Genomic DNA, 12,338 nt, shown 5'->3' with positions numbered 1-12,338 from the left:
TATTTGTGGATTAGGTATGTTGACAGCATTCTTTATAGGGTAGTTATAGCGATGATTTTTATGACTATACGACGTTTTTTCGTTTTATGTTTAGCGAATTCTATTATCTAAGAAGAGCATGAAAAGCATCTGGTTAACATATACTTCAACAGGTGATGAGAATGAAAAAACTGCTCTGCTTTTTCTTGTGCCTGATAATCAACTTAGAAACTGTGCATGGGCAATCTTATTGTGTGATGAGTGATGCAGATAATACAGTCATAGAGGAAAAGGATATGCACAAGGTGCAAAGTGTTGCTAGCATATCGAAGGTGATGACAGCGATACTTGCATTAGAAAAAGGTGATTTAAATGCAACATGGAAAACCGGGAAGGAATTAAAACAGGCATATGGTTCCATGATTTATTTAAAGGAAGGACAACAGGTATCGCTGCGCTCGTTATTATATGGATTAATGCTTAGGAGTGGTAATGATGCAGCCTTAGAAATCGCTTTGCATATTGGTAAGACACAAAAAAAATTTGTCCAGATGATGAATGAAAAGGCAAAAGAAATCGGTATGCTAGATACACATTTCGCAAATCCCAGTGGTTTAGATGAAGAAGATGGTGGCAATTTGTCCAGTGCATATGACATGGCATTGCTGATGTCTTATGCTATGAAAAACCCTGCCTTTCGTGAAATAAGCGGAACCAAGTATTATACGAGTGAATGGAACTATCGCTGGCGCAATAAAAATAAACTCTTATTTGAATATCCTTTTGCTATCGCCGGGAAAACAGGATTTACGAAGAAAGCTGGAAGGACTTTGATCAGCGCAGCGAAGCATGAAAATGTTGAAAATGTCATCGTTACGCTTGGTATGGGAGATGACTTTACTTTTCATGAGCAAAAGCACACCAAAGCTTTCGATGAGATTAAGGTAATTCCTATCCTGGCCAAAGGAAAATATGTCATAGATCATAAACAAATCTGCATACCTGAGGATATCGCTGTTACCATTACTCAAAAGGAACAAGCAAAGCTTATGGTAAGCTCGCATTTTGAAGATAAAGAATTCATTATAGAAATACGTAATGGGAACAATCAGCAAGTCTATAATTTTCCCTATAAAAAAGTAAGGGATAAGAAGGGTGGGCTTTTCTCATGAATGTCATATGGTTGTTGATTATCTGCATCACTGTTCTTTATTGCCTTTGCAATGGACGGGTGGATGTAATTAATGCGGTGTTTGTCAGCGTTGGAAAAGAAACATTTGATTTTGTTGTACCATTGTTATGTGTGACAGCATTTTGGAATGGTATGTTATATATTGCCAGAGATGCTAAAATTTTAGCGGCTTTAGAAAAATTGGCACATCCGATTTTAAAACGCTTATTTCCTGATTTAAAGAATGATGCCGAAACATTGGGATATGTTGCCAGCAATGTAATCGTGAATATGGTAGGCTTAGGTTCAGCAGCTACACCAATGGGTTTAAAAGCGATGCAAGGTATGCAACAACATAACCCCCATAAAGAAGAAGCCAGCCGTTCGATGGTAACGTTTCTGGTTTTAAATACAGCGGGCGTTACTTTATTAAGTACGACCATTATTGCCATGCGTTCCTCTTTCCATTCTTTAGATGTTACGGGATTTATGCCGTTCGCCATTCTTTCAACTTGCTTTGCCTCATTTGTAGGGCTATGCGTGGATAGGTGGTGGAATTATCGTGATTAACACTTCTTATATTCTTCCATTACTAGTTCTTTTCATCTGTGTAATCGCTTTGTTGCGTCGTGTAAATGCGTATCATTCATTTATTGAAGGTGTAAAAGATGGTATTTTTTTGTTTAGTGATATTTATCCTGCATTATTAGCAATGATGTGTGCTATTACTTTATTGCGAGAAAGTGGCTTAATGGAAGTTATTTGTAATGGGATTGCTACCTATATTGAAGGAATTCCTAAAGAGATATGGCCGATGGTCTTTTTTCGCCCGATTTCTGGTAATGCCTCTTTAGCAGTGCTTGTCGATATTTTTAAAACTTGTGGAGTTGATTCTTTACAAGGAATCATGGCGAGTATTATCCAAGGTTCTACAGATACAACATTTTATGTCATCACTTTATACTTTTCCAGTGTCGGCATTAAAAAAACAAAGAATGCATTGCCCATTGGGCTGCTTGCGGATGTTGCCGGCATTGCGATGGCGATTTTTTTAACAGTATGGTTTTTTGGCTGAGACGGCGTGAAACGCTGTCTTTTCAAAGTGACAGATAACAAAATCTTTGTTAAAATACATAGGAAGGCGGTTAGGAAGTGAGCATATGGAGAAAGATTCGATTTTCACATATTTGACATGGCGTAAAGATCTGACGATGAGGCAAGATGCTTTTCGTAATTTAGACGCATTAGCTTTTTGTTGTTTATCGTATGTTCGCTTTGATGCGTTGTTAAATGAGACAAGCGCTCCACTGTCTTTACGGCAGGTAAATGAGGCCTATCAAAAATTACACATTGACTTACAACAAGCAAGGGTAGAAAATGATAAACGTATATTATCTGAGATGGCAGAAAGCAGACGATATGGAGAGGTTAAAATCTTTCGCTATGTATCACGCTTTGATGAACAGCAACAAAAACAATTTTGTGCGATGAGCTTTTTATTGGAAACAGGAGATATATGTATTGCTTTTCGTGGTACAGACAGCACATTGGTGGGCTGGAAAGAAGATTTTAATATGAGTTTTTTACCTGTGATACCTTCACAGCACGATGCTTTGGAATACGTGGAGCAGATTAGCGAGCATTATAAGGGACGCTTATATATCTGCGGACATTCAAAAGGAGGCAATCTTGCTGTTTATGCCAGTGCCTTTGCTAATGAAGCACTGCAAGATCGTATTGCAGGGGTATACAATATGGATGGTCCTGGATTTGATAAGACAATCATAAAGCAGGCGTCTTTTCAACGCATTTTACCACGCATTTATACATATGTCCCACAATCGAGCGTTGTCGGTATGCTTTTACAGCATGAAGAAGCTTATCACGTCATACAAAGCAATCAATTGTCACTTTGGCAGCATGATCCATATTCTTGGCAATTAGAAGGTGCAGATTTCATTTATCTGCAATCTATAACGGCCTCCAGTGAACTCTTTGACCATGCTTTAAAACAGTGGCTGTCGCACATGGAAGATAGCCAGCGAGCATTGGCAGTGGATGCGATATATGATGTTTTATCACGAACCAATGCGAATACGATAAAAGATTTGTCTATTACCAACATAAAAAATATGCTGGTGATTTTAAAAGGTTTTAGTGAATTAGATGAGGATACCAGAAAGGTTCTTCAGGAAATGTTGATCAGCTTTTTTTCCAGTATGGTAAAAGTTATGGGAGATAATCTGCTGCGTATTAAACAAAATGAAAATAAAGCTTTGCAAAAATAAGGTTATCATGTAAAATAACTAGGAAGAAACGGACGGTGGTAGCATGGAACGCTTGCAGAAAGTAATTGCACAAGCTGGCATAGCCTCAAGAAGAAAAGCGGAAGAGATGATTGCACAGGGTAGAGTGTGTGTAAATGGGGATATCATCACAGAAATGGGATACAAAGTAAAACGCGGTGATGTAGTAGAAGTGGATGGAAATCCAATTGAAAAGGAAAATAAAGTTTATTTTTTAATGAACAAACCGAAAAAAACAATGTGCACCAGCAATGATGAGTTTGATCGTACGACCGTTATTGACTTGATTCCATGTAAAGAACGTATATTTACGGTAGGACGTCTGGATTATGATACAAGTGGTGTTTTACTTTTAACCAATGATGGAGAATTTGCTAATGAAATCATTCATCCACGCTATCATATACCAAAGGTGTATAATCTGACAATTAACGGTATTTTGACACCGGAAGAAATGATCCAGATCAAAAAAGGTATTGTTTTAGATGATGGGAAAAAGACATTACCGGCGAAGCTTAAGCTGACAGAAAAGGATGTTGCCAAAAATCAATGTAGTTTTGATTTGACGATATATGAAGGAAGAAATCGCCAGATTAAACGAATGATGGAAGCATTGGGCTATGAGGTACGTCGTTTACACCGAAAAGAATTGGCCTTTTTAAAGTGCAGCGATTTACGCCAAGGAGAGTATCGTATATTAAAACCTTTCGAGGTGGCGCAGTTGCGCTCACTTGCCACGAAAGGAAAGATGAAGAGTCGATAAGCAGTGGATTCCACTGTTTTTTCATGAGCTTGAGTGAATAGGAATTGTAAGATTTAAAAAAATATTGTATTATTTATTAGTTATGAGGTGAAGTTATGCAGCAATACTTTTTACATAAACCGTTACAGGTACACGATCTTGTAGAGATGGAACCCGAACAAGCTCATCATATACAACATGTCATGCGCATGAAACCAGATGAAATTATTCGCTTAGCTGATGGAAAGGGGCATATGTATTATGCCCATGTGGTATTTCGTGATCATAAGGTTTTTGCATGTGTGGATGAAGAAATGGAAGATCACACCCATACGCCTGTTGATATGATACTGGCACAAGGGCTGATTAAAAAAGAAAAATGGGATTTCTTATTACAAAAGAGTGCAGAATTAGGTGTACAGCGAATTATTCCTTTTACAAGCAGTCGGACCGTTGTGAAAACCAAAGATGAAAAAGTGGATAAAAAACGATTGCGTTGGAATAAAATCTTGCAAGAGGCTTGCGAACAATGCAAACGTTCAACACTTGTTGCGCTAGATTCACCAAAAAGCTTTGCTGAATTGATAAAAGCAAGTGAAGATGCCGATGTAAAGCTGATCGCCTATGAGCGTGCAGATGTAAAAAGTGCGCATGTCAAAGAAGTGCTGCAAAAATATCCGGCACCCCACAAGGTATTTATCGTGGTAGGATGCGAAGGCGGATTCAGTGAAGATGAAGTTATTCAATTAGAAGAAGTTGGCTTTCATAGGGTATCTTTAGGTGCACGTATCCTGCGTGCGGAAACTGCCGCATTAAGTTTACTTGCCTGCATATCCTTCTTTTATGAAATGGCAGGTGATCATCATGAAAACACTGGAACAACTGGTAAATAAGAAATTTGATAAGAAACTGCTTGATTATAAATCATATAAAAAGAAACTCGATAAAATGCGTGCTTTGGTGAAGGAATACAATATCCCATGTGTCTTGAAAAGTGACAGTGATTGTTTTTATGTGGAAATGTTATATCACTCCTTGCTGAACAAACGTAAATTTGAAGATGTCTTTTTTGATACGTATGTTCAAATGTTTGACTATTGGTATGATTTGACTTATATAGAACGAAAACAACAAATGAATTTGGAAATAGCAAAACAAAAAGAAGCATTAGAATATTTCACATATGAGGATAAAGAAATCTATATGCCGTGTTTCTCACCACGTTTTAATCATCTTTATACAGATGAAATTGTCTTGTTGGATTTGAAACAATATCATACGTTTATCCGTAATTGTGCAAACGAAGTAGTTCCACATATGTATGGTTATGAAAGCTATGCACACGGTTTTAGTAGCTGCGAGGTGTGTGCAACCGAAGGGCTCATGGATTATGTTTTATATCATCCATTGACAAAACGATTTTATGTGTATCGACAAGATGTTTGTGTATCTACCTTTTCATTAGATCCAAAGCAGAAAGAATGTCCTGCAGCTATGCGTTTTGAAATTGCGAAAGCACTATTAAAAAAAGATGAGGATGCATTATTCATGTTTTTGCTGGAATATCCAATCGTAAATGAACGATTTAAGAAAAAATTAAAAAAGTACCAGCATAAACGATTAAAGAAAAAAACGAAGGAGAAAGAATCATGACAACATTTGCGATTGCTACACTTGGCTGTAAGGTGAATACCTATGAGTCACAGGGATATGAGAGTGCTTTGCTGGCAAAGGGCTACCAACAAGTATCATTTAAGGAAAAAGCAGATGTCTATATCATTAATACATGTGCGGTGACAAATACGGCAGGTAGTAAGTCTCGTCAGAAAATACATCAAGCAAAAGCATTGAATCAAAATGCTTTGATTGCTGTTGTCGGCTGTTATGTACAGACCGCTAAAGAACAGTTAGAACAACAAGAACATGTTGATATTTTAATCGGTAGTGATGGCAAAAGAACATTGGCTGATCGTATTGAAAAAGCCTTGCAAGGAGAAAAACAGGTCAATGAAATACATGATGTTCGTGCTTTGCGCGTGTTTGAAGCTTTGCCGATTCAACATTTTGAACATCAGACGCGCGCTTTTCTAAAAATCCAAGATGGTTGCAACCAATTTTGCAGTTATTGTATCATTCCTTATGCCCGTGGGGCAGAACGTTCTTTACCAGAGGATGAAGTTATTAAGATTGCACAAGATTTATGTGCCAGCGGTCATCAAGAAATCGTTTTAAGTGGTATTCATACGGGTCGATATGGAAGAGACATAAATACGAATCTGACGCAGCTAATGAAACGGATGTGTAAAGAAGTAAAGGGATTGCGGCGCATTCGTATTTCCAGTATTGAAATGAATGAAATCAGTGATGAATTATTGACATTTATGCAAAAGGAACCCAAAATCGCGCGCCATTTGCATATCCCGATACAGTCTGCCAATAATGAAGTATTGAAGAACATGCATCGTCCTTACGATGTAGAATGGTTTAAAGAACGTGTGAAGTATATCCGCTCTCTTATGCCTGATATTAGTATTTCCAGCGATGTCATTGTAGGATTTCCTCAGGAAAGTGAAGAACAATTTGTTGATACAATGGAAAATATCAAACAGATGGAATTAAGCTTTTTGCATATCTTTCCTTATTCTCGTCGTGATCATACAGTGGCAGCAACAATGAGCGGGCATTTAGAAAATAAAATAAAGAAAGAACGTGCGGCAAGACTTGCGCAATGTTCAAAAGCGTTATATACTGCTTATAAACAGAAATTTGTAGGAAAAGAAGTGTCTGTATTATTTGAAAAAGAAAAAGATGGCATGCTCTTTGGACATACCAGTGAATATTTAGAGGTATATTGTTCAATGGATGTAAAAGCGCTGCATCAGATGAAACAGGTTGTCATCACTTCTTATATAGACGATAAGCTTATCGCCTGCGACGTCAAGGAGGTACCTCATGAAACTGTCTCTGCTATTTGAAAATGCACCGGATATTGAAATCGGCGGCTTATGTACGGATTCACGGAAAATTCAGCCGATGGATATGTATTTTTGCATGGATGGTATGACTTTTGATGGTCATCAATTTGTTGAAGAAGTTGTCGAGAAAGGTGCAGTATGCATCGTTCATGCGAAAGACATTGAAACCATGCACAAAGGAGTAGCCTATATAAAAGTCGAAAATGTAAATCGTACTTTAAATATGGTGGCTAGCAAATTTTATGGACACCCAAGTCATCAATTAACGGTATTTGGAGTGACCGGTACCAATGGAAAGAGTACGATTACTAGCATCATTAAAGATGTCTACTCACATTTTAAACCTTGTGGTTATATTGGAACGATTTCCATCAGTTATGGCGATGTCACGATGCCGCCCAGTCTAACTACACCAGATCCGATTTTAATACATCATTCCATGAAGGATATGGTTGATTATGGCATGCAGGCAGTTGCGCTGGAAGTCAGTTCGCATGGTTTAGAGATGGGGCGCGTACAAAGTGTTGATTTCGATGTAGCCGTATTTACGAATCTGACATACGATCATTTGGATTTCCATGGAACACTTGAAAACTATTTTGAAGCTAAGCACAAATTGTTTTTACAATTAAAGAGTGACGGTGTGGCCGTTATAAATGTAGATGATCCTTTTGCTAAACGAATGGTGGCTGGCTGTAAAGCACATATCGTATCTTATGGTGTGACGGCTGATGCCGATTATCGTGGTGATAATATCCATATTGGCACGAATGGATCAACCTTTGATTTGATTCATCATGGAGAAACCTACACAATTACGACCAATTTAGTCGCTATGTATAATATCTATAATCTGCTAGGAGCAATCGCGGCAATGTGTGAAAGCGGCGTTGCATTAAAAGAAATTGTTCCTTATTTATCTGAATTAACACAGGTAGATGGCCGTATGGAACGCATTGATGAGGGTCAGGCTTTCAATGTGATTGTAGATTTTGCTCATACGCCTGATGGAATGGAAAAGGTTTTTGAATTTGCCAATAGCATTACGCCGGATGGGAATGCAATTATCGCAGTATTTGGCTCCGCCGGTAAACGTGATACGAAAAAGCGTAAGGTGTTTGGAGAAATCGCTGATCGCTATTGCGATAGCATTATTCTAACGGAAGATGATCCACGAGATGAAAACCCAAGGGATATTGCAAATGAAATCAAAGGTGGTATCAAGGATACCAATAACATTTTTATCGAGGATCGTTATTCGGCTATTCGCCAGGCGATTGAAAGCGCAAATGTCAACGATACAGTACTTATCCTTGGAAAAGGGGATGAGGTTTTTATGTATCGTGAATTTGGACGAGAACCTTGGATTGGCGATCATATCGCTGCACGCCATGTGATTCGCAAACATTGTCTGGGATTAGAGGATGAACTAGAGAAGTGATGACATTTGTCTAAAAACAGCAGAATTTCGCAAGAGGAATCTATACATAAGACGGTATTTTCACATATTTTATGGGTAAATGCTAGAAAAATGTTATATTTCTGTTGCATTTTCATATGTTTTTCAGTATAATAAATATGCTTGCATCAGAAGGGAGGGTAAATCATGCCGAAAGTAGTAGTCAAAGAAAACGAAGTTCTTGATGATGCTTTACGTAGATTCAAACGTCAAGTGTCAAGAAATGGAACCCTTGCTGAAGCTCGCAAAAGAGAGTTTTACGTAAAACCTGGCGTTCGTCGTAAGTTAAAGTCAGAAGCTGCACGTAAAGCACGTCGTGGAAAATAGGAAGAGATCGAGGATCTCTTTTTTTATGTTTCATTTACAAAAAACAACCCATTACATTCGAAATAGACAAGTGTCATTTCCTGAACGGTTAGATTCATAGCAGAAATAAATTTTATAAGAAGGTGAAGTATTGTTCATGCAATGAACCTATCTAAAATGCAGAGAAAATGTGAAAATCATTGTAGCTTATAAAGAATCTGCTATAATGTCAGTAATGGTAAAACAGATGACATAAACTGTTTGGTGAGGAGGAAATTGATGAAGGCGATAGAAATTTCGCATATGACCTGTGACTATGGGCATGGTAAGGGAATATTTGATATTAGCTTTACCATCGATGAGGGAGAAGTATTTGGCTTTTTAGGGCCTAATGGTGCTGGTAAAACAACAACGATTCGTCATTTACTGGGATTTATTTTTGCCAAAGAAGGAAATTGTTCTATCTTAGGAATGGATTGTGGTAAGCAAGCAGCTACCATACAAAAAGAGCTTGGCTACATTCCTGGTGAAATAAACTTATGGGAAGAAATGAGCGGCATGCAATTTTTAAAATTTATGGCAAAGTTTCGCGGTATGAAAGATATGGGACGCTGTGAAGAATTAATGGAACGTTTTAAACTTGATCCAAGTGGGCGAATTAAGAAAATGAGTAAAGGAATGAAACAGAAAGTTGGCATTGTCGCTGCTTTTATGCATGATCCCCAAATTTTGATACTGGATGAGCCCAGCAGTGGTTTAGATCCATTAATGCAAAATGTTTTTGTGGATCTAATTCAGGAAGAAAAGATGAAAGGCAAAAGCATCTTAATGTCTTCACATATGTTTGAAGAAGTTGAACGAACATGTGATCGTATCGGCATTATCAAAGATGGCCATATCGTCTGTGTGGAAGATGCACAAACCTTGCGGCAATCTAAAAAACGCCGTTATCAGATCCGTTTTGCGAATATAAATGAAGTTGTCCGCTTTCAACAGGAGGGGTTTTATATTACAGCAATGCATAAGCATATGGTAGAAGTTGAAATTCATAAAAATCTAGCTAAGCTCATTCAAACGCTGTCTCACTATGAAGTCGAAGATATTGATGTTACTCATCAAAGCTTGGAAGAAATCTTTATGCAATATTATGGAGGTGAGCATCATGGTGAATAAAGCGTTATATGTGACTGAAATGAAGAATAGCTGGAAATTATTATTGATTTTCTGCTTGATCCTTACGATGTATACGACTATCATGTTAACGATGTTTGATCCTTCTTTAGGAAGTGCATTGGATGAATTTGCCAAAATGATGCCGGAAATCATGTCAATGGTGGGCATGAATGGTTCCACCGCTACGTTGGTGCATTTTTTATCAACCTATCTATACGGAATGTTAATGATCGTATTTCCTTTCTTGTTCACGGTTTTGTTATCTTTAAAATACATTGCCAAGAAAGTTGATAATGGATCTATGGCATATCTTTTATCCTCGGGAAGTACACGTGGCTGTGTGTGGCGGACAGAATGTTTTGTTTTGCTTACCAATCTGCTCTTGCTGATTGCGTATTGTACGCTACTAGGTTTAGTGTGTAGCTCATTTATGTTTCCTCAGGATTTAGATGTGGCGGCCTATTTGCGGTTGAATTTCGGTGTGTTGTGTTTGCATATGGCACTGGCAGGAATTAGTTTCTTGTTTTCCTGTATCTGCAATGAGTATCGACAGGCAGCAACCTTTGGCGCAGGAATTGGAATATACTTTATACTCGTTCAAATGTTGGCAAACATGAAGGGTAATTTAGAAAATATGAAATATGCAACGCTTATGACGTTGTTTGATCGAGATGCTTTAATTGTCAATGCAGCTAAAGGCTGGTATATGAGTGGTATTTTGTTACTCATTGCTATTGGTTGTTTTAGTGCTGCAAATGTGTTGTTTCAACGTAAAAATATGTCATTATGAGGAAAGCGATGGTATGTAGATGCCATCGTTTTTTTAAGCAAGGAAGATGATTATCCAGATATACACTATAGGATAAACTTGGGATAGAAAAAGGGCAAATGCATTCACATTTTGCTTAGGATGTTGTAAAATATAATCGATTAACATACTATAAGGAGGAAATATTACAATGGCTAAATTTGTATGTAGTGTATGTGGGTATGTACATGAAGGTGATACAGCACCTGAATTCTGTCCAATCTGTAAAGCACCTGCTGAAAAATTCACGAAACAAGAAGGTGAAATGAGTTGGGCTGCTGAGCATGTCCTTGGCGTTGCACAGGGTGCCAGTGAAGATATCATGAACGATTTACGCATGAACTTTGAAGGGGAATGCAGTGAAGTTGGTATGTATTTAGCAATGGCACGTGTTGCGCATCGTGAAGGGTATCCAGAAATCGGCATGTATTATGAAAAAGCGGCTTTTGAAGAAGCAGAACATGCAGCGAAGTTTGCTGAATTATTGGGTGAGGTTTTAAGTGATTCTACAGAAAAGAATTTACGTATGCGTGTAGATGCAGAAAATGGCGCAACAGCAGGTAAATTTGATTTGGCAAAAAGAGCAAAAGCTGCTAATTTAGATGCGATTCATGATACGGTTCATGAAATGGCACGTGATGAAGCACGTCATGGCAAAGCATTTAAAGGCTTATTAGACCGTTATTTTGGTAAATAATCAGTGAAACATCATGTGTGCTAGCATGATGTTTTTTTCGTGTTCTTGGCATGGATCATAACTAGGTGGTAAAAGAGTACGGTGGAGGCGTTCATCACAGTCGTCAATCACTAGCCAGAACCAAGGGTGTTCATCGTGAGGTGAAGGAAGGTCGAGGCAAATCTCTGTATCTAGGAATAAGAACCAAAGCAAATCGATTTCAGTTCAAGCATATTTTGTATTGTTTTGAACCGTTGTATACGGTTCCATACGTACAGTGGTGTGAGAGGACGGAAATTAATTATTCTCTCTTCCTCGATTATTATCTTGTTACTGGCATAAAAACAAATGGGCATGATTTTTTAAGAATCGTTATAGAAACTTTCTATTATGTATTGACAAATAAAAATGAATCCAGTATGATAAAGCCACTTATAAAAAATCGCATGATCAGAAGAGTACATTATCATATACCAACAGCGAGTTGAAACAGAGTGGAAGTTCAACGGTAACGTGATAATGGAAACGCATCTGGGAGTGTTTCTTTGAACTTAGTAGGAGAAACCGCTGACCAGCGTTACAGGTTGAGGGATTCCTATAGATTATAGGAATAACTAGAGTGGTACCGCGATAAAACGTCGTCTCTGGAATAGAGACGGCGTTTTTATGTGTGGCGGGCATGCCACATATCTAGGGTGAAAATCCCTCGGGGCGTAGTTATCGACGAACCCAAGAGCGACTTG

13 protein-coding genes and 1 other annotated feature are annotated in these 12,338 nt (G+C 38.0%); all 13 genes read left to right on the top strand.

Annotation, left to right across the window (positions count from 1 at the left end):
* Positions 1–161: 161 nt before the first annotated feature.
* Entirely contained in the window at positions 162–1,151 is a 990-nt protein-coding gene (locus ACESSZ_RS00065; protein ID WP_008688369.1) for a D-alanyl-D-alanine carboxypeptidase family protein, read from the top strand.
* A complete protein-coding gene (locus tag ACESSZ_RS00060) occupies positions 1,148–1,720 on the top strand; it encodes a spore maturation protein A (RefSeq protein ID WP_008978415.1) in 573 nt (190 codons plus the stop codon). Before ACESSZ_RS00065 ends, ACESSZ_RS00060 begins: the two co-directional genes overlap by 4 nt.
* Positions 1,713–2,225 (top strand): spore maturation protein, encoded by a 513-nt coding sequence (locus tag ACESSZ_RS00055; protein ID WP_008688372.1) that lies wholly within the window; start codon positions 1,713–1,715, stop codon positions 2,223–2,225. The genes ACESSZ_RS00060 and ACESSZ_RS00055 overlap by 8 nt, the downstream gene beginning before the upstream one ends.
* A gap of 85 nt (positions 2,226–2,310) precedes the next feature.
* Positions 2,311–3,438: a DUF2974 domain-containing protein gene (locus ACESSZ_RS00050; RefSeq protein WP_008688374.1), complete on the top strand. Its 1,128-nt coding sequence runs from the start codon at positions 2,311–2,313 to the stop codon at positions 3,436–3,438.
* Between the two features lie 43 nt (positions 3,439–3,481).
* Positions 3,482–4,219 carry a pseudouridine synthase gene (locus tag ACESSZ_RS00045; RefSeq protein WP_008688376.1) on the top strand — a complete coding sequence of 246 codons (738 nt, stop codon included), beginning with the start codon at positions 3,482–3,484 and terminating at the stop codon, positions 4,217–4,219.
* A gap of 95 nt (positions 4,220–4,314) precedes the next feature.
* Entirely contained in the window at positions 4,315–5,091 is a 777-nt protein-coding gene (locus ACESSZ_RS00040) for a 16S rRNA (uracil(1498)-N(3))-methyltransferase (RefSeq protein WP_117547572.1), read from the top strand.
* Entirely contained in the window at positions 5,063–5,851 is a 789-nt protein-coding gene (locus ACESSZ_RS00035; RefSeq protein ID WP_008978412.1) for a hypothetical protein, read from the top strand. Before ACESSZ_RS00040 ends, ACESSZ_RS00035 begins: the two co-directional genes overlap by 29 nt.
* Entirely contained in the window at positions 5,848–7,173 is a 1,326-nt protein-coding gene (mtaB, locus tag ACESSZ_RS00030; RefSeq protein ID WP_008688382.1) for a tRNA (N(6)-L-threonylcarbamoyladenosine(37)-C(2))-methylthiotransferase MtaB, read from the top strand. Before ACESSZ_RS00035 ends, mtaB begins: the two co-directional genes overlap by 4 nt.
* A complete protein-coding gene (locus ACESSZ_RS00025) occupies positions 7,151–8,614 on the top strand; it encodes a UDP-N-acetylmuramoyl-L-alanyl-D-glutamate--2,6-diaminopimelate ligase (RefSeq protein WP_008978411.1) in 1,464 nt (487 codons plus the stop codon). The genes mtaB and ACESSZ_RS00025 overlap by 23 nt, the downstream gene beginning before the upstream one ends.
* A 165-nt stretch (positions 8,615–8,779) precedes the next feature.
* The gene (gene rpsU / locus ACESSZ_RS00020) at positions 8,780–8,959 is read left to right on the top strand and encodes a 30S ribosomal protein S21 (RefSeq protein ID WP_008688385.1); all 180 of its coding nucleotides are present in this window, start codon (positions 8,780–8,782) and stop codon (positions 8,957–8,959) included.
* A gap of 258 nt (positions 8,960–9,217) precedes the next feature.
* A complete protein-coding gene (locus tag ACESSZ_RS00015) occupies positions 9,218–10,111 on the top strand; it encodes an ABC transporter ATP-binding protein (RefSeq protein WP_117547573.1) in 894 nt (297 codons plus the stop codon).
* Entirely contained in the window at positions 10,101–10,901 is an 801-nt protein-coding gene (locus ACESSZ_RS00010; RefSeq protein WP_117547574.1) for an ABC transporter permease subunit, read from the top strand. Before ACESSZ_RS00015 ends, ACESSZ_RS00010 begins: the two co-directional genes overlap by 11 nt.
* A gap of 169 nt (positions 10,902–11,070) precedes the next feature.
* Entirely contained in the window at positions 11,071–11,616 is a 546-nt protein-coding gene (locus ACESSZ_RS00005) for an NADH peroxidase (protein WP_008688391.1), read from the top strand.
* 417 nt (positions 11,617–12,033) lie between these two features.
* Positions 12,034–12,244: a binding site (T-box leader), on the top strand.
* Positions 12,245–12,338 lie beyond the last annotated feature (94 nt).

Origin of the sequence: Eubacterium sp. 3_1_31, assembly GCF_964249515.1 — a bacterium.
GTDB lineage: Bacteria > Bacillota_I > Bacilli_A > Erysipelotrichales > Erysipelotrichaceae > Longicatena > Longicatena caecimuris.
Note: the sequence above shows the minus strand (reverse complement) of the source record. Positions and strands in the feature narration are given on the sequence as shown.